This window comes from Seohaeicola zhoushanensis, from assembly GCF_014656415.1.
Lineage (GTDB): Bacteria > Pseudomonadota > Alphaproteobacteria > Rhodobacterales > Rhodobacteraceae > Seohaeicola_A > Seohaeicola_A zhoushanensis.
On record NZ_BNCJ01000010.1, the window covers coordinates 1 to 19,988 of the forward strand.

The window sequence follows — 19,988 nt, forward strand, 5'->3', positions numbered from 1 at the left end:
TTCGAGCGGCAGCAGAAACTGAGACACGAAGGCGTCTAAGAAACGCGGGGCTATTCACGTCGCGTTCAGACCCGTCATGCACTAAGACACAAATTGGACCACCACATCGGGGCAGGCCACGCGACTCTTCGATACCTACCTCGCGCCGCAGCCCGATCCAGCGTGGATCGATCCGGTCTGCAAGATGTCAGCTCCTTTTCTCCGGTTCCGGAGCCAGGCGCTGCACGCTCCGTGTTTCTGCTCGCCGCAGTGCGCGCAGGGCTGTGCGCGGTCGCTGCAGACCTATCCGTGAGCTGTGGCCGCCCGAGAATAAGCCATTGCTTGTATATCTGGAGCAGATTTCCGGTTAAGCACCGCGCGTTCCGCAGCATCATTTGAAAACGGCAGCCTGACCGCTAACATATGTCCGTGAGGCAATGAGGGTATTCCGAACTCGTCAGGGCCTCGCGCCAACTGCCAAGGGATTCGTTTATGTTGACCCGGAGACACTTTGTCGTTTCAGCCTCCGCTCTGTTCTCCACGCCGATTGCAGGGGCTTCTTTTGCGAGTACCGCGTCGCAATGGGCGGAATGGGACGCACAGGTGACGCCTGCGAATTTCGATCCTGCAACATCCAATCCTTGGGGCTTGCATCCTCGCTTTTTGGCAACGCGCGTGCAGGCCAACGACGGTCTCGAACCCGGGTCGATCCATGTCGATGCCGTTGCGCGTTATCTTTACCATATCCAGTCTGATGGTTCCGCATTGCGGTTCGGTGTCGCGATCGCGCGGGGGGCCTTGTACGAAGCAGGTCACTACACAATCAAACGCAAGGCGAAATGGCCCAGTTGGACGCCGACACGCGAGATGATCGAACGAGACCCGACACTGTATCGCCAGCATGCCGACGGAATGCCGGGCGGCCCGACTAACCCGCTGGGTTCCCGTTCTTTCTACCTTTACGAAGGCAACCGCGATACGCTCCTGCGCATCCACGGAACGCCCGAACCGCAATCAATCGGTGGCAGGGCGAGTTCAGGCTGCGTCCGGATGGCCATGCCTCATATCATCAGCCTGTATGATGACGTCGCCCTCGGCTCGCCGGCCATTCTCTATCCTGCAGAAAAAATGGTGACTACAGCGAGTTGAATACCATTTTTCACCCGATGACGGGGATCCTACTACATCGGCATTGGTCTGTCAGATCACTGCGGGCGAGTGCAGATCGGCCGCCCATCTCGGGTGCGAAGCGGCAGGTAGGTGGTCTCGACCGGGCCCACGTAGCGATACCAGTAGCATCCATCCTCGGGGAAAACCCGGACGTCTTGCAGGTCCTGACCGGGCGCGGCCATGGTAAGCACGTCGTCCGGGAGCCGCGTCGCGCCAACCGGCCCGTCCGGGTTACTCCCGACAGAGTCAATGCAACCGGTTAGAAGCACACATACAGACAAGATGAAATTGACAGTCGGTTTCACCAGAAAGGCTCCTCGTCCTTTTGGACATGTGATGTTCCCAGGTAGGGATCGATGATGGGTTCAAAGCTCATCTCAGGGCACGACGAGGTCGGCCTAGAACCTAACATGTTCTAATCTCAGGAAGTTCCAACATAACTCAAATTCATTGTCATTTCATGCAGCTTTGGCGTCCCGGATCTCATCTCCTGGTACCCTGTCGAATTGCCAGAGAGGACCGACCCCCGCACTAAGTCAGCCGTTTCGTTCAAGCGTATTCCTTGCGGATATCTTCGCGATGATCTCCAACTACCTCCAACGGTGCGTTGGCGTGTGGCACGGCATGCACGTGGATTGTCGCACGGAGCGCTGCTGCCCCCTCGTAGCGCAATTGTAGCAGGGTTCTTCGAGTGGAACCGGGTGGAGTTAAGTCATTGAAAAAAATGGCGGAAGGGGTGGGATTCGAACCCACGGATGCTTGCACATCGCCGGTTTTCAAGACCGGAGCAATCGACCACTCTGCCACCCTTCCAGCGCGTCCCGGCCAGGCGATATCCTCGCGCGACCCGAACGCCGGCCGGATGTAAGCTTGCGCCAAGGCGCAGGCAAGCGAAAACGAGAAATCTTGCCGATGGCCGGCGACCAGACTTTCCTTGTTTCCCTCGGCGCGCTATGTTCGCGGTCAAAGCGGGCAGGGCCCGTCGGCAGGCATGTCCGGAACCAACCGGCGACAGGGCGGGACAATCGCCCGAACTCAGGCAAGGGACGTCGAAGATGGGCGAAGCTCGTAATTTCAGCGTTCGGACGGTGCGTCTGGCGGGGCTGATCGTGATGACCGGCCTGCTTGCGGCCTGCGAAGAGGGCATCGCCGTTTCCCGACCCGATCCCGCGACGAGCGGCACCGAAACGGGGCAGTCCGAAGCGGTGCCCGCGCGCAAGGGCGAGGCCCGCGATGTCGAGGCGCCCGATGTCTTCTCGGTCTCCGAGGCCGGGCTCTGGGATGGCCGTCCCTCGCTGGGTGGCGTCTGGGTGGCGCATCCCGATGTCAGCAGCCCGGAACGGGTGGTGATCCGCAATACCTCCAACGGCAAATCGGTGACCGGCGCGCTGTTCCGGCGCGAGCGGGACGTGCCGGGGCCGCGCCTTCAGGCATCGTCGGATGCCGCCGCCGAACTCGGGATGCTGGCCGGCGCACCGGTCAAGCTCAGCGTCGTCGCGCTGCGCCGGGAAGAGCCCAAGGTCACCGCTGTGCCGGCCCTCTCGACTGCCGAGACACCGGAACCCGCCGCCAGCCCGGCAGCTGTGGCAACCGCCGCCGTACGTCCTCAGGCCAGGGCCGGGGCGCAAGCCACAGAGCAGGCCGCCGGTTCCGCCACGACTGAAGCTGCCGCGGAACCGGCGGCCAGGGAGCCCTTCTTCAAGCGCGTGTTCGGTGCCAAACCCGACAAGGGCGCGGAGGCCGCCAAGCCCGAGACCACCGCCAAGGCGCTTGAAACCGCCAAGCCGGTGGCCGTGAGCGAACTGCCAGCCGCATCTTCCGCAGCCGCACCTGCGGCCGCCGCTCCGGTCTCCGCCGAAGCGCCCAAGCCGCGCCTCAAGGACCTGTTCAAGCCCAAGGACAAGGCGGTCGGCGAGCCGCTGACTGCCCTCGCGCCGGTCACGGCCCCTGTCGCCGCGGCCGAAACCGCCGCGCCTCCGCCCAAGCCCATGGCATCGAACCTGTCCAAGCCCTTCATCCAGATCGGCACCTTCAGCACCAAGGACAACGCCGATCGCGCCGCCAGCCAGATCCGCCGCGCCGGGATGATCCCCGAGATCAAGACCGAGACGAGCAACTCCAAGCAGCTCTGGCGCGTGCTGGTCGGTCCCGCCACCTCGGCCGACGATCGTGCGACGCTGCTCAAGAAAGTGCGCGGCGCCGGTTTCAACGACGCCTTCGCCGTCACCCGATAAAAGGAGACCGCACCCCGTGACCCTGTTCCGCCGCCTTGCCGCCGTCCTGCTGGTCGTGCTGACCGCGCACCAGGCCGCCGCCTTCGAAACCAAGGCCCGGGCGGCCTATATCGTCGATATCACCACGGGGACGGTGCTGCTCGAGAAGAACGCCCGCGAGGCGCTGCCGCCAGCCTCGATGTCCAAGCTGATGACGCTCTACGTCGCCTTCGAAGCGCTACGCGAAGGCCGTCTGACGCTGGACGAACGCCTGCCGGTCTCGGAACACGCCATGAGCTACGGCGGCTCGACCATGTTCCTCAACACCCAGGACAAGGTCCGGGTCGAGGACCTGCTGCGCGGCATCATCGTGCTTTCCGGAAACGACGCCTGCGCCGTGATCGCCGAGGCGCTGAGCCCCGACGGAACCGAACCGGGATTCGCCCGCTACATGACCAAGCGCGCCCAGGCGCTCGGCATGGAAAACTCGACCTTCATGAACTCGAACGGCTGGCCGCAGGCCGGGCACCTGATGTCGGTGCGCGATCTGGGGATCCTTGCACAGCACATCATCAACGACTTCCCCGAGTTCTATCCGCTCTTCGGTGAAACCTCCTATGACTTCGATGGCCGTGCGCCGGCCAACGTCAACAACCGCAACCCGCTGCTGCGGCTGAACATCGGCGCCGACGGTCTCAAGACCGGTCACACGACCGAGGCCGGCTATGGCCTGGTCGGTTCGGCCAAGCAGGGCGACCGACGCGTGCTTTTCGTCATCACCGGTCTGGACAGCGAGAATGCACGGGCAGAGGAGGCTGCGGCCATCGTTAACTGGTCGTTTCGCCAATTTGCCGAAAGAACCGTCGCGCACGCCGGGCAACCGGTTGCCCAGGCCGATGTCTGGATGGGACGGGAGCAATCGGTAGGCCTGGTGCCGAAAGAGGATCTGAAGATCCTGCTGCCGACGCTCACCGCCAACAAGCTTGACGCTGAAGTGGTCTATCGCGGACCGGTGGAGGCACCCGTCACCCAGGGCCAGGAACTGGGCGCTCTGGTGATCCGTCCGGAAGGTCTCCCCGAGGTTCGGCTTCCGCTGGTGGCCGATCGGTCCGTGCCGGCCGGTGGCTTCGGGGTGCGGCTCAAGACGGCGGTGACTCTTCTGCTGAACCGCGTTGCGGCGACTCCGGCCGACCAGTCGTGAGCCAAGACCAGGCGCGGGCAGGGGGCCTGTTCATCACCTTCGAGGGCATCGACGGCTCGGGCAAGTCGACCCAGTCGCGCCGGCTGGCCGATAGCCTGCGCGCCAAGGGGCGCGACGTGGTGCTGACCCGCGAACCCGGCGGCTCGCCCGGGGCCGAGGAGATTCGTGCGCTGGTGCTCGAAGGCGATCCCGACCGCTGGTCGGCCGAGACCGAGATCCTGCTCTTCACCGCCGCCCGCCGCGATCACCTGGAACGGACCATCCTGCCGGCCCTGGCCGCCGGCAAGGTGGTGATCTGCGACCGCTTCGCCGACAGCACACGGGTCTACCAGGGCGTCTCGCGCGGCGACCTGCGCGGCATGGTCGACCAGCTGCACGCGCTGATGATCGGGCGTGAACCCGACCTCACCCTGCTGATCGACATGGACCCGGACACCGGCCACACAAGGGCACTGGCCCGCAAGGGCCACGAGGAACGCTTCGAGGACTTTGGCCCCGACCTGCAACGCCGGATGCGCGCCGCCTTCCTCGGCCTCGCGCAGGAATTCCCGGCGCGCGTCCGGGTGATCGACGGCAACCGCGGCATCGACGAGGTCGCCGCCGATGTCGGCGCCACCGTGCACGAGGCGTTGGCATGAGTGAAGAGGACGTCGCCCCCGACCAGGTGCCCGGCGCGCCGCACCCGCGTGATACCGCCCGGCTGTTCGGCCAGGAGGACGCCGAGGCGCAGTTCCTTGGCGCCTACGTGCGCGACCGGCTGCACCACGGCTGGTTGCTGACCGGCCCGCGCGGCACCGGCAAGGCGACGCTCGCCTGGCGCATCGCCCGTTTCCTGCTGGCAACGCCGCCGATGGACGACGGCGGCCTCTTCGGCGCGCCGCCGCCGCCCACCACGCTCGACATCGACCCCGACCACCCTGTCTCGCGCCGCATGGCCGCCCGCGCCGAGGGCGGGCTTGCCTCGGTCACGCGCTCGGTCAACGAGGACACTGGGCGCCTGCGCTCCGAGATCGTGGTCGACGACATCCGCCGCCTGCATCGCTTCTTCGGCCTCTCGGCCCCCGACGGCGGCCGCCGCGTGGTGATTGTCGACCCGGCCGACGAGATGAACACCAGCGCGGCTAACGCGCTGCTCAAGATGCTCGAGGAACCGCCCGCCCGCACGATCCTGCTGCTGGTCGCGCACCAGCCGTCGCGCCTGCTGCCGACGATCCGCTCGCGCTGCCGCACCCTTCGTCTGAAGCCGCTCGACACCGGCGCGATGGCGCAGGCGCTGGAGCAATCCGGCACCGCGGTCGAACCGGGCGATGCCGAACCGCTGGCGGTGCTCGCCGCCGGCTCGGTCGGCGCGGCCATCCGGCTGATCGAACTCGAGGGGCTCGCGCTCTATGCAGCGCTGGTGCAGCTGGCCGGCACCTTGCCCCGGCTCGACCGGCCGGCCGCCAATGCGCTGGCCGACAGTCTCGCTGCGCGCAACCGGCCAGAACGGTTCGATCTCTTCCTCGACCTTGCCGACACCCTTCTGGCCCGTCTGGCCATGACCGGGGCCGCCGGCGCGCTGCCCGGCCCCGAGGCCGCACCGGGAGAGGCTGCGGTGCTCGCCCGTCTGGCGCCCGATCCGCAGGCAGGCCGCCGCTGGGCCGAGGCCGCGGCGCAGATATCCTCGCGCGCGCGTCACGGCGCGGCGGTGAACCTTGACCCCGGCGCGCTGGTGCTGGATACGGTCTTGAGAATTCAGGAGACCGCGCGCGGCTGACCACGGCCGCCGGCAAGAGGCCGATGAGCGACACGCCACAGATCACCGACAGTCACTGCCACCTCGATTTTCCCGATTTCGAAGGCCAGCTGGACACCATCGTCGCCAATGCCGCTGCCGCCGGGGTGACCCGGATGGTGACCATATGCACGCGCCTCAGGAACGAGCCGCAGGTGCGCGCCATCGCCGAGGCGCATCCCTCTGTCTTCTATGCCGCCGGCACCCACCCGATGAGCGCCGCCGAAGAACCGCTCGCCACCGTCGACCAGTTGGTCGCCCTGGCGCGGCACCCCAAGTTCGTCGGCATCGGCGAGACCGGGCTCGACTATCACTATAACGCCGAAAGTGCCGAGATTCAGCAGGTCTCGCTGCGCATCCACATCGCGGCGGCGCGCGAGACCGGGCTGCCGCTCATCATCCACGCCCGCGACGCCGATGACGACATGGCCCGCATCCTCGCCGAGGAATACCGCCAGGGCGCCTATTCCTGCGTGATGCATTGTTTCTCCTCCTCCGCGGAACTGGCCCGCGCCGCGCTCGACCTCGGCTTCTACCTCTCGATGTCCGGGATCGCCGCATTCCCCCGCAGCCAAGAGCTGCGCGACATCTTTGCAGCGGCGCCCGTGGACCGCATCCTGGTCGAAACCGACGCGCCCTATCTCGCGCCGCCGCCGCATCGGGGCCGCCGAAACGAGCCGGCGTACGCGGCCCATACCGCGCGTGTCGGGGCAGGGGTCTTCGGCATGGAATACCCTGAGTTCGCCGCCCGGACACAGGCCAATTTCGACCGCCTCTTCACCCGCGCCGCGCTGAGAAAGGCCGCATGATGGACGAATTCGTCTACACGATCCTCGGCTGCGGGTCCTCCGGCGGGGTGCCGCGCCTTGGCGGACACTGGGGCAACTGCGATCCCACCAACCCGAAGAACAACCGCCGCCGCTGCTCGATGCTGGTCGAGCGCATCGGCGCGAATGGCACCACCACGGTGCTGATCGACACCACGCCAGACCTGCGCAGCCAGCTGCTCGACACCAATACCGGGCGGCTCGACGGGGTGGTCTATACCCATTCCCACGCCGATCACGTCCACGGGATCGACGATCTGCGCATGATCGTCTTCAACATCCGCTCGCGCCTGCCGGTCTGGGCCGATGGCGATACCCAGAACGCCCTGATCTCGCGCTTTGGCTATGCCTTCGTGCAGCCCGAAGGCTCGCCCTATCCGCCGATCCTCAACATGAAGGGCATCGACGGCCCCTTCGAAGTGCACGGCCCGGGCGGGGCGATCCCCTTCCGCCCGTTCCGGGTCAACCACGGATCAATCGACTCGCTGGGCTTCCGCATCGGCGGGCTGGCCTATCTGCCGGACGTGGCCGAGATCTACGACGAGGCCTGGGCCGAGCTTGAAGACCTCGACTACTGGGTGGTCGACGCCCTGCGCCGCCAGCCGCATCCGACGCATTCGCACCTCGACCGCACGCTCGGCTGGATCGAACGCGTCCGCCCGAAGACGGCTGTGCTGACCAATATGCATATAGACCTCGACTACGAAACCGTTACCGCCGAGACGCCCGATCACGTGATCTGCGCCTATGACGGGCTGACCCTGAGGCTGCCGGCGTGACCCGCCGGGGCCTGGCACGCCTCGGTTCCGACACACCCGCAGGGAAGGACGCGCCATGTTCCAGACCCTGATCGACGTCATCCTGCCGGTCTTCCTGGTGATCGGCGCGGGCTATGTCACAACGCGTGCCGGCTACTTCAGCGAGGCCCATATCACCGGCCTCATGAAGTTCACCCAGGGCTTCGCGATCCCCTGCCTGCTGTTCCGCGCCATCGCCCATATCGACATCGCGTCGAGCTTTGACCCGCGCCTGCTGGCCTCGTTCTACACGGCGGCGGCGCTCTGCTTCTGCGTCGGCATCCTCGGCGCGCGGCTGCTGTTCCGGCGCGAGTGGGAAGACTGCGTGGTCATCGGTTTCGCCTGTCTGTTCTCGAACTCGATCCTGCTGGGCCTGCCGATCACCGAGCGCGCCTTCGGCCATGACGCGCTCACCGGCAATTACGCGATCATCGCCTTCCACGCGCCCTTCTGCTATGGCCTCGGGATCACCGTGATGGAAATTGTCCGCGCCCGCGGCCAGCCCGGCGGTTTTCTGGTTCCGGTGCTGCGCTCGATGTTCCAGAACGCTCTGATCATCGGGATCGTGCTGGGCTTCCTGTTCAATGTTCTGGGCCTGCCGATCCCGGGCATTGCCGAGGACGCGCTCACCTTGATCGTCCGCGCGGCGCTGCCCTGCGCGCTGTTTGCGCTCGGTGGGGTGCTGGTGCAATACCGCCCCGAGGGCGACCTGCGCGCCATCGCCTTCGTCTGCACGATCTCGCTGGTGCTGCACCCGGCGCTGGTCTGGACCTTCGGCTCTGCGCTTTCGCTCAAGCAGGACCTGTTCCGCTCGGCGATCATGAATTCGTCGATGGCGCCGGGCTTCAACGCCTATATCTTTGCCAACATGTATGGTCGCACCAAGCGCGTGGCCGCTTCCTCGGTGCTGCTGGCGACGGGGGCCTCGATTCTCACGGTCTGGCTCTGGCTGATCGCGCTGGGGGCGCGCTGACCTCGGGGGGCGCGGCGGCCCCGGTGTGGTCAGGTGAGTATTTGGAAAGAGAAGAAGCAGCAGGGGCGGTCTTGCGGGTATGGAATTCCTGCATGGGCAAAGCGCGCGACCGGGGTATTGTCGCGCGACTCTGGAAGGGGGGCGCGAATGATCTCGGATAATGACCCCGGTGCGGCATGGGCGGCCTGACTCGCCGTGCGGCGCTGTTTGGCGCGGGTGCCGTGGTGGGTGGTATCGCCACGGCCCGCTTCGGCGCGAAGAACCCGGTGCTGCCGCCGCAGCTGACCCAGGTGCCGACCGAGGGCGTGCTGAATGACGCGAGCCTGCTCAGCGCCACGCCGATCCATCGCCACAGGGTGTTGACGCAGGACCCAGGCGAGGCGCTTGTCGCCGCGATCCGCGCCGAGATGGCCGAGGCCGCCGCCAGCGGGCGGCCCGTCAACGTCGGTGCCGCGCGCCATTCGATGGGCGGGCAGGCGATCCCGCGGGAAGGCCATGCGCTGACCTATGACAATGGCTTCATCGAGGCCGATACGGCGAACCGGCTCTACCGCGTCCACGCCGGCGCGCGCTGGAGCCAGGTGATCGCCGCGCTCGACCCGCTGGGCCTCTCGCCCAAGGTCATGCAGTCGAACCACGACTTCGGCGTTGCCGCCACCTTCTGCGTCAACGCCCATGGCTGGCCGGTGCCGCAGGGGCCGATGGGCGCCACCGTGCGCGCCTTCGAGATGGTGCTGCCCTCGGGCGATCACATCCGCTGCTCGCGCGAGGAAAACGCCGAGCTCTTCGCGATGACCATGGGCGGCTACGGCCTCACCGGCGCGATCACCGCCATGGAGGTCGGGGCCGCCGAGAACCGCCTGCTGGAGCCGCGCTTCCAGCGGATGGCGGCCGCCGACTTCGGCACTGCTTTCGTGGCGGCGCTTCAGGATAGCTCGGTCGACATGGCCTATGGCCGCCTCAACGTCGAACGCGGCAATTTCTTCGAAGAGGCGCTGCTCATCACCTATCGTCCCGCTGCCGACCAGTCCGCCATTCCCGCGGCCTCGGGCTCGGGCACGATGGCAAAGCTGGCCCGCCACGTCTATCGCGCGCAATTGGGCAACGAGACGATGAAGCGCATCCGCTGGTGGACCGAAACCAGCCTCGGCCCGGCGCTGGCCGGGGCAGCAAGCCGCAACAGCCTTATCAACGAGCCGGTCGTCACGCTCGACGACCGCGACCCGACCCGCACCGACATCCTGCACGAGTATTTCATCGCGCCCGAGGCCTTTGGCGATTTCCTCGCCGTCTGCCGCGAGGTGATCCCGGCCAGCTACCAGGAATTCCTGAACGTCACCCTGCGCTTCATCGACACCGACCCGACCAGCTGGCTCGCCTATGCCCCGGTGCCGCGCATCGCCGCGGTGATGAGCTTCAGCCAGGAGATGACCGCCCGCGCCGAGGCCGACATGGCCCGCATGACCCGCGAGCTGATCGACGGGATCGTGGCGATCGGCGGCACCTATTACCTGCCATACCGTCCCCACGCGACGGTGGACCAGCTGGTGCGGGCCTATCCCCGCGCCCCGGCCTTTGCCGCCGCCAAGCGGCAGCTCGACCCGGGCCTGCTGTTCCGCAACAACCTGTGGGACAGCTACCTGGAGAGCCTATGACCATCCTGCAAAAGATCGCGCTTGGCTATTTTGTCGTCCTGATGGGCGCGGCCTCGCTGAACTACATCCCCGGCCTGACCGATGCGCAGGGGCTCGCCTTCGGCATCTTCGCGCTCGACATCTTCGATGACGCGCTGCACGTCGCCTCGGCGCTCTGGGCCCTGGCGGCGGCGCTGATCTCGCATCGGGCAGCGCGCGCCTTCCTGATCGTCTTCGGCGCGCTCTACCTTGGTGACGGGGTCTTCGGCTTCTTCACCGGCTATGGCTATCTCGACCTCGGGATCTTCACCAATGCCTCCGAGGGGATGTCCTTCACCCTGTTTCGCCTGTTGGCCAACCTGCCGCATGTCGCACTTGGCGGCTTCGCGCTCTGGGCCGGGTTGCGGCTGGGGCGGGCATGATCCGCTGGCTGGTGCGCTGGCTGGGCCGGCTGGTCCTGCTGCTTGTCGTGCTGGTCCTCGGACTGCTGGCGCCGATCGGCTATGTCGAGACCATGTGCCGCCCCGAGGGCGCGCCGGATGGAAATGTATCGCTGCTGCCGCCCGAGCATCGCCGCGCCGAGGCGCGCACGCTTCTGACCTATCCGGAATGGCACATCGTCCATGCCTATGACGATTACGCCAGGGTGATCGCGCAGGACGATCCGCACGATTATGCCTATGGGCGGGCGATCGGGCAGTACTGGTCCTCGCTCTGCACGCTCTCGCGCCGCAGCGGCCCGATGGGTGGCGTCGATACCCCGACCAAGCAACTGGTCTACGTGATCGGCGTCAGCTTCACCGCCGAGCTGGCGATGAAAGCGCTCTACGAGGAGACGCTGGGACGGCTCTTCGCCATGCTGCGCGGGCCCGAGCACAGCCCGCTCGACCGCCTCTCGGCGCAGCAGGCGGCCGAATATGCCGCCTTCCTGGAGCAGACCCCCTGGTATCGCTGGGATTTCGCTGGCGACGTCCGCGCGCTGGAGGCGGCGGCGACCGGCGCCCTGCGCGACCGCGAGCGCCGGCTGGCCCTGGGCGGAGAGTTCTCGGCCAAGGCCGCCTATGCCGGTCTCATCGCCCAGGCCGTGGCGGCCACCGGCCAGGACGAGCTGACGCTGCGGATGGTGGTGAAAGGGCTGCCGGAACAGCAGCTCACCGCGCTGCCGGGCGTCACGGCTATAGGCCCGCTGGGCGAGGGGGTGGAGATCGAGACGCCGCGCTACCGCGCGCTGACCCGCCTGCTTGAACGCATGGCAGCTGCGGGCGGCGATTTCATCGAGATTGCCGGCAACGACGATATCCTCTTCACCGTGACCTCTCCCGATCCCGCCATGCCCGGCGCGCTGGCAAGCCTGCCGCGCCAGGGCTATGGCGACACCCGCCACCTGGTGCTGGTCAAGGTCGCCGAGCTGGCCGAACGGCTGCGCGCCCTGCCGGGTGGGGTGGACCATATCCATGACTACTAAGGCCATGCTCATGCTTGCAGTGCTGCCGGTCGCCTGGATCGCTCTCCTCGCCGGGGTGATGCTGGTCAGCGACGCGGCCCCGGCGGCGCTGGTGGTGCTGCCCTCGGACGATCTTCTGAACCATCTGCCCGAGGGCGTCGCCATCCTCTCGGCCACGCCGGTCTCGGTGACACTCGCCGCCCGGACGCCGGGCCTCGCCGCCGCGCTCTATGCCAGCGGCGCCTGGCTGGTGCTGCCTGCGGGGCTTGCGGGCTGCACGCCGCGCTAACGCACCTCGGCCTTCGTCCACCGCCCGAGCGGCAGACCATCGAGCGTATAGGGCCCGATGGCATAGCGGATCAGCCGCAGCGTCGGGTGCCCCACGGCGGCGGTCATGCGGCGCACCTGCCGGTTGCGCCCCTCGCGCAGGGTCAGCCTAAGCCAACAGTCGGGGATGCTCTTGCGCACCCGGATCGGCGGGTCGCGCTCCCAGACCGGCGGCGGCTCCATCCGTTCGGCCAGGGCGGGCAGGGTGGGCCCGTCCTTGATTACGACGCCGCTGCGCAGCGCCGCCAGCGCCTCCTCCGACGGTATCCCCTCGACCTGCACCCAATAGATCTTGGCCATCTTGTGCCGCGGATCGGCGATCCGGGCCTGCAGCCGGCCGTCGTCGGTCAGCAGCATCAGCCCCTCGCTGTCGCGGTCCAGCCGCCCCGCCGGATAGACCCCCTTGAGGTCGATGAAATCGGCAAGCGTGCGCCGTCCCTCGCCATCGGTGAACTGGGGCAGCACGTCATAGGGCTTATTGAAACGGATCAGCTGGGCCATATCTTTGCCCTAACCAATCCGATCCCCCGTGGGAAGGGTGCTGACCGCAACGATGCGTCATTCCTGCGTTACGTTTAGGCATTATCGCGGGGGGCGAGATGTTGTGGCAACAGAAAGCTTGTCAGCATTCAAACGCGATATATAGTCATTCATGACTCCGGGCCGGGCTGCTGACGGAATCGCCAGAGCCTACCGGCCTCCGGGCTGAAGGAAAGGCGACGGCGACTGCGATGATCGGCGACTTCCGAACAGAATTTGTGCGAGAGCCGGGCGCGCTCAAGCACCACCCTGCGCTGGTGCTGAACGCAGACTATCGCCCGCTCAGCTACTACCCCCTGTCGCTCTGGCCCTGGCAGGAGGCGGTCAAGGCCGCATGGCTCGACCGGGTGGTGATCGTGGCGGAATACGACGAGGTGGTGCACAGCCCCTCGACCACAATCCGCATCCCCTCGGTGGTGGTGCTCAAGGACTATGTCAAACCGCAGAAACGCGCCGCCTTCACCCGCTTCAACCTGTTCCTGCGCGACGAATTCCGCTGCCAGTATTGCGGCGCGCGGGGCGATCTGACCTTTGACCACGTCGTGCCGCGCGCCGCGGGCGGCATCACCAGTTGGCAGAACGTGGTGGCGGCTTGTTCGCCCTGCAACCTCAGGAAGGGCTCCAAGTCGCTGACGCGCGCGGGAATGCACCTGCGCAAACCGCCGCGCCAGCCCTCGGCCGAGGACCTGCGCAACATGGGCCGCAAGTTCCCGCCGAACCACCTGCATGATAGCTGGATGGACTTCCTCTACTGGGATGCGGAGTTGGAGGCCTGAGAGGCAACGATCCGCCGCATGGAAAGGGGGCGCAGCAATCGCTGCGCCCCTTCCATTTCGCGGCCCGGCAAGTCGACGGGAAAGCTACTTCTTGATCGCCAGCCCCGTCACGACACCGCCCAGGAAGGCGCCGATATTGGCATTCGCGTTCGAGTTATTGTTGTTGCCGCCGCTGGAACGCTTGGTCGTGGACCCACCGCCCGAGCTGGCCCCGCGCGGCGGATTCGCGGCCGCCCAGACGGCGTATTGCTGCATCGTCACCGAGGCCAGATAGCTGTACTGCATATGGTTGAAATAGCCCGAAGCAGGCACCCCGATGCTGGCCTGCCATCCCTGGATGGCGGCGCGGGTGCGTGGCCCGAAGGAGCCGTCCGGCGTGCCGACGTTGAACCCGGCGAGGTTGAGTCGCGCCTGGATCTCGCGGCGCAGCACCTGGTTCATGCCCATGGCCTGCTCGGTGAATTCGCTGGCCGGCTGGGTCCGCATTTCCTGCGTCACGACCGGAACCGTCGGATCGACCGCGCGGGTCATCACCGTGCCCTGCGGCGCCGCCGGGTTCGGGAAGACGACCGGAGCGGTGGCCTGCGGCTGCTGGACGTAGGGCACGACCGTCCCGCTTGGCGACAGGGTCGCCACCTGAGTCTGCATCTTCTCCTTTTCCAGCGCCTCGATCGAGTTCTTGGCCATGGTCACGAACAGCCCTTCGGGGAAGGTCGTGATATAGGCTTGGTAATCCTCGATCCGGTTGCTGTCGCGCGCCATCTGGAACAACATCCGCTGCGCGTTCAGGTCGCTGCCACCGCTGGCCGCCGGGGCCTCTTCAGTGCCGAGCGACACCTGCTCGGCCGGTGCGACCTCTGGGGTGCCGACGGCATTCAGCACCACCCGGCCCGTCAGCGACGAGTTCAGCCAGGGCCGTTGCGCCTGGTTGGTGGCGGAATAGACCTGTCCCGTCACCCGGCTCATCACCTCGGTGATATCGCGGTTAGGGGTGCCGATATTGGCCAGCAGCGCCTCGGTGAAAGGCGAATGCTTGCCTTCACCGTCCAACGCGACCTCGCCCGGAGCGGTGGCGAAGGCGACCGCCATGCCGCGCCCGGGGTTAGAGATATCCATCCGGGCAAGGCCCGTCGATACCTCGGCCGAGCGTGACAGCTTGCCCATCGAGCGCGACAGCGTCCGCGCCAGCGGGTTGTTGCGGCAGGCGTCGAGGAAGATAAGGCTCACGCCATCCGAGCGCTGCATCTGCTTTGCAATGAAGTCGACCGAAATCGCCTCCCAGTCGAGCGCGGTGGCGTCCTCCATCCGGGCGTCGACCGGAATCAGGTAGTTGGTGCCGTTCACCGCCATGCCGTGGCCGGCATAGAAGAACAGCGTCAGGTCGGCATCGACGGCCAGCTGGGCGAACTCGCGGATCTTGTCCTGGAAGCTGCGCTGGTCAAGATCGACACCTTCGACTGTGAGGAACCCCAGTTCCTTGAGCTGGCGGGACATTTCCATCGCATCGTTCTTCGGATTGATCAGCGCCTCGACGTTTGTATAGGCGCTGTTGCCGATGACCAGCGCGACGCGCTTTTCATTGACCGAGGCAAGGGCAGAGGAGACGAGGAACAGAGAGAGGGTAGTAACAAGATAGAAAACGCGCATGTGGCACCTCATAAAATGCGGTACGGGCAAATAGCCGGCGCGGAACCTACTCCTTCTGTATTAGCGGTCAAGCTGCGGCCATTACGTATGGCCGCGTTTACAGTCCCTTAGCAAAAATTTAGCATAGTTTGAGGATACGCGGCCCGGCCAGTCACCCGCCGGCGCGTTGCAGCATCCCGAACAGGTCACGCGGGTCGTCCGGATCGGCCAGCAGGTCGAGGTCGTGGTGGAAGGCGGTTCCGACCAATTGGTCGCGCACATAGCGCAGGGCGCTGAAGTCTTCGATGGCGAAACCCACCGAGTCGAACAGCGTGATCTGATCGGCCGAGGTGCGCCCCTTGGCGGTGCCGGAAATCACCTGCCAAAGCTCGGTCACCGGATGATCCGGCGCCAGCTGCTGGATCTCGCCCTCGACCCGCGTCTGCGGCGGATACTCGACGAAGATCTCCGACCGACGCAGGATCGCCGGGGCCAGTATATTGCTTGTCGGCGGTGCAGGTGGTGACGATCTGCGCCCCCTCCATGCTCTCTTCCGGGCTTGCGCATCGCGTGACCTTCAGTCCGGAACCTACGAGATTTGCTGCACATTTCTCGGTTGCCGCGCGGTCGATGTCATACAGCCGCACCGCCTCGATCCCGCAGATCGCCTTGAAGGCCAGACACTGGAACTCGGACTGCGCGCCATTGCCGATCATCGCCATCGTCTTCGCTTCGCGCGGCGCCAGGTGCCTGGCCGCCATGGCCGAGGTCGCGGCGGTGCGCATCGCCGTCAGCATGGTCATCTCGCTCAGCAGCACCGGATAGCCCGTCGCCACATCGGCCAACAGGCCGAAGGCGGTGACGGTCTGCAGGCCCTCCTTGGTGTTCTTCGGATGCCCGTTCACGTATTTGAAGCCATAGACCTCACCGTCCGAGGTCGGCATCAGCTCGATCACCCCCTCGGCCGAATGCGAGGCGATGCGGGGCGTCTTGTCGAACAGCTCCCAGCGGCGGAAATCGGCCTCGATATACTCGGCCAGCCCGCGCAGCATCTCCTCGATCCCGATGTAATGAATCAGCCGCATCATGTCGTCGACCGAAACGAAAGGCACCAGCGCCTTTTCCGAGGGTTGCATTCAGGGCTCCATCAGTTGGCGGCGCGGGTCGGACGGTCAAAGACGCGGCGGCCCAGGCCCGAGGCGGCGAGGTCGACCATGACCTGGGCGGTCCGGCCACGCTCGTCGAGGAAAGGGTTCAGCTCGACCAGGTCGAGCGAGGTCATCAAGCCACTGTCGCTCACCATCTCCATGATGAGATGGCCTTCGCGGATGGTCGCGCCGCCCGGAACCGTGGTGACGACAGCTGGCGCGGCCATCGGGTCAAGGAAATCGACGTCCAGTGAGACATGCAGCAGGCCGTTAGCGGCCTCGACGTCCTTCAGGAAGGCGGAAACCAGCCGGCCTACGCCATTCTCGTCGATCTCGCGCATGTCGTGATAGCGGATATCGGTCTCTTCCAGCGCAGCGCGCTCCGCCGGGTCGACCGAGCGCAGGCCCATGATGCAGATATTGGCGTGCGGCACCCGGTTCTGCACCTTCGGAAAACCGCCGAACCCCTCGCGGCCGGTCACATAACCCAGCGGCGTGCCATGCAGGTTGCCCGAGTCGGTGGTCTCGGCGGTGTGAAAGTCGCTATGCGCATCCAGCCAGAGGACAAAGAGCGGCCGACCGACCGAGGCCGCATGGTTGGCAACTCCGGCCACCGTGCCCAGCGACAGGCTGTGATCGCCGCCCATGAAGATCGGCAGGCCCCGCTGCATCGCCATCTCCGCCGTCCGGGTCAGCCGATGCGTCCAGGCGATGGTCTCGTTCGGTGCGAAAAGCTTGCCATCATTGGTGTCGGGCTGGTGCGAGGCGGGGGTCAGGTTGCCCATGTCCTCGACCTTGTAGCCAAGGTCGCGCAGCGCGCCCGGCAGCCCGGCGGTTCTATAGGCATCCGGCCCCATGAGACATCCGGGGCGGCGCTTGCCACTGTCGACGGGCGCGCCGATGAGGATCACGGTCTTGCGGGTCATGGGGTCTCCTTTCCCTGTCTTGCGAGAGTATCCAACGATTTGAGTTGCATTCCAGTTGCCATTTTGCGCAGATCGGTCAGCATTTTGACAAAGCGGCGGTCAGCAATGGACAAAACGGACGAACGCCTGATCGCCGCGCTGAAACGCGACGCCCGCGCGGCGCTGTCCGACCTGGCGGCGGAACTGGGGCTGTCGCGCACCACTGTCCGCGCCCGGCTTGACCGGCTGCGCCAGCGGGGCGAGATCCTGGGTTTTAGCGTGGTGCTCAAGCAGGACATCCGCTCCGACCCGGTCCGCGGCCTGATGATGATCGGCATCGAAGGCCGCGGGACAGAACGTGTCATCCGCGCGCTCAGCGGCATGGCCGAGGTGCGCGGCGTGCATTCCACGAACGGCCGCTGGGACGTGATTGCCGAGATCGGCGCCGAGACGCTCGAAGCACTCGACGCGGTGCTCGCCCGCATCCGTCTGCTCGACGGGGTGGCGACCAGCGAGACGAGCTTGCTGCTCTCCACCCGCAAATCCTCGGGCGGCTGACCCTACAGCCTGGTGTGCAGCCGGTATCCGGGCGCGAAGAGCAGCCGCACCGAGGTAAGTGTCTTCTCGTTCCGCCAGGTCGCGCGTTCGGTCACGAACAGGGGCGCACCGGCGGGGCACCCCAGCGCCTCGGCCTCGGCGGGCGAGGCCACGGAGGCCGAAAAAGCGATGTCACCTCCCTCGAAGGGCACCGAGAGGACCAGCCATTCGTTCGGGCTGATCTGCGAGAAATCCGTGGTGCCGGCGCCCGGCACCGCCTGCGCGTCGATCCAGCGGTCCTCCAGCGCATGGGGCTTGCCATCGGCCATGTGCAGGCCGACCACATGCAGCAGCCGCGCCTCGGGTGCCGATTTGAACCTGGCCCGGATCGCCGGCGGTGGAACCTCCTCGGCCCGCGAGACCAGCGAGAAATCATAGGCCTCGCCGCGGGTTTCGATCTCCATCCGGATCACCGGAATATCCAGCGTCGCGCGCCGCACCGGGTGCAGGGCAACCCGGCTTCCGGCCCGGCGGCGGCGCTCGATCAGCCCGCTTTCCGCCACCTCGCGCAGCGCCCGGTTGACCGTGGCACGGGCACAGCCCAGCTCCTGCGCGAGGTCCGCCTCATGCGGGATCGGCTGGCCCGGCGCCCATTCGCGGGATCGGATCCGCCGCAGCACCTCGGCCCGCACCGCCTGCCAGGAATTCGCCGCGCCGCTCATGCCGCCAGCCCCGCGACGGCGCGCCTATAGGCGGCGGTGATGGCCTCGCGCCTGACATGCCGGCCCTCGGTGACCAGGTGCCGCCCGGCCGACCAGACCTCGCTTACCATCCGGTCGTCCCCGGCAAAGATCCAGCTGTCGAGCAAGGTATCGCCCTCTCGTCCGTCCAGGTCGACATTGCCGCCATCCAGCGCCACCAGGTCGGCCAGTTGACCCACTGCGATGGTGCCGCAGTCCCGCCCGGCGGCCTTGGCGCCACCCCGGCAGGCCGCATCGAACAGCACCCGCCCGGTCGACTGCTCCGGCGTTGCCAGCGCGGCCCGGCTCAGGTCGCGCAGGCGCTGCGAATAGTCAAGCGTGCGCAGCTCCTCGGCCAGCGCGATACGGATATTGCTGTCCGATCCGATCGCCATCGCACCGCCCGCGCCGAACCAGCGCACCCCGTCGAAGATCCCGTCCCCGAGGCTCGACTCGGTGATCGGGCAAAGCCCCGCCACCGCGCCGGAGCGCGCCAGCCCCTCGATCTCATGCGGCAGCATCTGCGTGCAGTGTATGAAGGTGCAGCGCGCATCAGGTCCGATATGGTCGAGCACCCATTCCACCGGCCGCGCCCCAAGCGCCGCCTGCACCTCGCTCACCTCGGCCACCTGTTCGGCCAGGTGCATGTGGAACGGATTGTCCCCCGCCAAGGCCCGCAGACGCGGCAGGTCATCGGGCGCGACCGCGCGCAGCGAATGCGGCGCGACGCCCAGACGGGCATCACCGGGCAGGGCGCGAAGGGCCGCCTCGGCACCTTCATGCAGTCGCGTAAACCGTTCAAGATCATTGCCAAACCGGATCTGACCGGCCCTGAGCGGACGCCTGTCCAGCCCGCCGAACTGATAGTGGACCGGCAGCAATGTCAGGCCGATCCCGCTGGTTTCGGCCGCCGCCGCGATCCGCGCACTGGTCTCCGCGAGGTCGGCATAGGGCAGGCCGCCCGGCGCATGATGCATGTAGTGGAACTCCACATTGCAGCCATATCCCGCCTCCAGCATCTCCATCTGCACGAAGGCCGCGATCGCCTCGATCTGCTCGGGATCCAGCCGGTCGAGAAAGCGGAACATAAGCTGCCGCCAGGTCCAGAAGCTGTCGCGCGGGTCCGGCCCACGCCTCTCGGTCAACCCGGCCATGGCGCGCTGGAAGGCGTGGGAATGCGCGTTTGCGGGGGCGGCCAGAAGAATATCCGTACGCCGCCCCGAAGACGCGGCCCCCGGCGTGACCGACAGGATCCGGCCGCCTTCGACCGTCACTTCCACATCGCTTGCCCATCCGTCGGGCAGCAGCGCGGTTCGCGCCCAGATCACCGTCATTTTCCGATTGACTCCAAAATATGTTCATACTTATTAGCATAAA

At 66.5% G+C, this 19,988-nt stretch carries 19 protein-coding genes, 1 tRNA gene and 1 pseudogene; 14 read left to right on the plus strand and 7 right to left on the minus strand.

Annotated elements, in window-relative coordinates; all coding sequences use genetic code 11:
- Positions 1–471: 471 nt before the first annotated feature.
- A complete protein-coding gene (locus IE266_RS15980) occupies positions 472–1,128 on the plus strand; it encodes a L,D-transpeptidase (protein ID WP_189681115.1) in 657 nt (218 codons plus the stop codon).
- Positions 1,129–1,874: 746 nt separating this feature from the next.
- Here IE266_RS15980 and IE266_RS15985 read toward each other — a convergent pair.
- Positions 1,875–1,962 (minus strand) — tRNA-Ser (locus IE266_RS15985).
- Positions 1,963–2,204: 242 nt separating this feature from the next.
- Between IE266_RS15985 and IE266_RS15990 the strand changes: the two genes are divergently transcribed.
- The 11 genes from IE266_RS15990 (at position 2,205) to IE266_RS16040 (ending at position 12,301) form a co-directional block, all read left to right on the plus strand.
- On the plus strand, positions 2,205–3,383 hold the full coding sequence (locus tag IE266_RS15990; RefSeq protein WP_189681116.1) for an SPOR domain-containing protein: 1,179 nt from the start codon (positions 2,205–2,207) through the stop codon (positions 3,381–3,383).
- A 16-nt stretch (positions 3,384–3,399) separates the two neighbouring features.
- The gene (locus IE266_RS15995) at positions 3,400–4,563 is read left to right on the plus strand and encodes a D-alanyl-D-alanine carboxypeptidase family protein (RefSeq protein ID WP_189681117.1); all 1,164 of its coding nucleotides are present in this window, start codon (positions 3,400–3,402) and stop codon (positions 4,561–4,563) included.
- Positions 4,560–5,201, plus strand: a complete 642-nt coding sequence (gene tmk, locus IE266_RS16000; RefSeq protein ID WP_189681118.1) for a dTMP kinase — start codon at positions 4,560–4,562, stop codon at positions 5,199–5,201. The genes IE266_RS15995 and tmk overlap by 4 nt, the downstream gene beginning before the upstream one ends.
- Positions 5,198–6,319, plus strand: a complete 1,122-nt coding sequence (locus IE266_RS16005; protein ID WP_189681119.1) for a DNA polymerase III subunit delta' — start codon at positions 5,198–5,200, stop codon at positions 6,317–6,319. Before tmk ends, IE266_RS16005 begins: the two co-directional genes overlap by 4 nt.
- A 23-nt stretch (positions 6,320–6,342) precedes the next feature.
- Positions 6,343–7,146 (plus strand): TatD family hydrolase, encoded by an 804-nt coding sequence (locus tag IE266_RS16010; protein WP_189681120.1) that lies wholly within the window; start codon positions 6,343–6,345, stop codon positions 7,144–7,146.
- Positions 7,146–7,943: an MBL fold metallo-hydrolase gene (locus tag IE266_RS16015; protein WP_189681275.1), complete on the plus strand. Its 798-nt coding sequence runs from the start codon at positions 7,146–7,148 to the stop codon at positions 7,941–7,943. Before IE266_RS16010 ends, IE266_RS16015 begins: the two co-directional genes overlap by 1 nt.
- Before the next feature lie 55 nt (positions 7,944–7,998).
- Complete coding sequence (locus tag IE266_RS16020) at positions 7,999–8,934, plus strand: AEC family transporter (RefSeq protein WP_189681121.1); 936 nt, start codon at positions 7,999–8,001, stop codon at positions 8,932–8,934.
- A gap of 176 nt (positions 8,935–9,110) precedes the next feature.
- A complete protein-coding gene (locus IE266_RS16025; protein ID WP_189681122.1) occupies positions 9,111–10,589 on the plus strand; it encodes an FAD-binding oxidoreductase in 1,479 nt (492 codons plus the stop codon).
- Positions 10,586–10,990 (plus strand): hypothetical protein, encoded by a 405-nt coding sequence (locus tag IE266_RS16030; RefSeq protein WP_189681123.1) that lies wholly within the window; start codon positions 10,586–10,588, stop codon positions 10,988–10,990. The genes IE266_RS16025 and IE266_RS16030 overlap by 4 nt, the downstream gene beginning before the upstream one ends.
- On the plus strand, positions 10,987–12,033 hold the full coding sequence (locus IE266_RS16035) for a hypothetical protein (RefSeq protein WP_189681124.1): 1,047 nt from the start codon (positions 10,987–10,989) through the stop codon (positions 12,031–12,033). The genes IE266_RS16030 and IE266_RS16035 overlap by 4 nt, the downstream gene beginning before the upstream one ends.
- 4 nt (positions 12,034–12,037) lie before the next feature.
- A complete protein-coding gene (locus IE266_RS16040) occupies positions 12,038–12,301 on the plus strand; it encodes a hypothetical protein (RefSeq protein WP_229864184.1) in 264 nt (87 codons plus the stop codon).
- On the opposite strand, the gene IE266_RS16045 is transcribed toward IE266_RS16040, so the two are convergent.
- Positions 12,298–12,840: a pseudouridine synthase gene (locus IE266_RS16045; protein ID WP_189681126.1), complete on the minus strand. Its 543-nt coding sequence runs from the start codon at positions 12,838–12,840 to the stop codon at positions 12,298–12,300. The genes IE266_RS16040 and IE266_RS16045 overlap by 4 nt on opposite strands.
- Positions 12,841–13,070: 230 nt before the next feature.
- Here IE266_RS16045 and IE266_RS16050 point away from each other — a divergent pair, with 230 nt between their 5' ends.
- Positions 13,071–13,655, plus strand: coding sequence for an HNH endonuclease (locus IE266_RS16050; protein WP_189681127.1), 585 nt, complete (start codon positions 13,071–13,073; stop codon positions 13,653–13,655).
- An 84-nt stretch (positions 13,656–13,739) separates the two neighbouring features.
- On the opposite strand, the gene IE266_RS16055 is transcribed toward IE266_RS16050, so the two are convergent.
- The 3 genes and pseudogenes from IE266_RS16055 to rocF form a co-directional block, all read right to left on the minus strand.
- Entirely contained in the window at positions 13,740–15,302 is a 1,563-nt protein-coding gene (locus IE266_RS16055; protein WP_189681128.1) for a caspase family protein, read from the minus strand.
- A 151-nt stretch (positions 15,303–15,453) separates the two neighbouring features.
- Positions 15,454–16,417 (minus strand): annotated as a pseudogene (locus IE266_RS16060) (ornithine cyclodeaminase).
- 11 nt (positions 16,418–16,428) lie between these two features.
- Complete coding sequence (gene rocF / locus IE266_RS16065) at positions 16,429–17,355, minus strand: arginase (RefSeq protein WP_189681129.1); 927 nt, start codon at positions 17,353–17,355, stop codon at positions 16,429–16,431.
- Between the two features lie 105 nt (positions 17,356–17,460).
- Between rocF and IE266_RS16070 the strand changes: the two genes are divergently transcribed.
- Positions 17,461–17,892 (plus strand): Lrp/AsnC family transcriptional regulator, encoded by a 432-nt coding sequence (locus IE266_RS16070; RefSeq protein WP_189681130.1) that lies wholly within the window; start codon positions 17,461–17,463, stop codon positions 17,890–17,892.
- Positions 17,893–17,894: 2 nt separating this feature from the next.
- Here the strand turns inward: IE266_RS16070 and hutC are convergent, their stop codons facing one another.
- Positions 17,895–18,593, minus strand: coding sequence for a histidine utilization transcriptional repressor HutC (hutC, locus tag IE266_RS16075; protein WP_189681131.1), 699 nt, complete (start codon positions 18,591–18,593; stop codon positions 17,895–17,897).
- Positions 18,590–19,945 carry a formimidoylglutamate deiminase gene (locus IE266_RS16080; RefSeq protein WP_189681132.1) on the minus strand — a complete coding sequence of 452 codons (1,356 nt, stop codon included), beginning with the start codon at positions 19,943–19,945 and terminating at the stop codon, positions 18,590–18,592. The genes hutC and IE266_RS16080 overlap by 4 nt, the downstream gene beginning before the upstream one ends.
- Between the last annotated feature and the right edge of the window lie 43 nt (positions 19,946–19,988).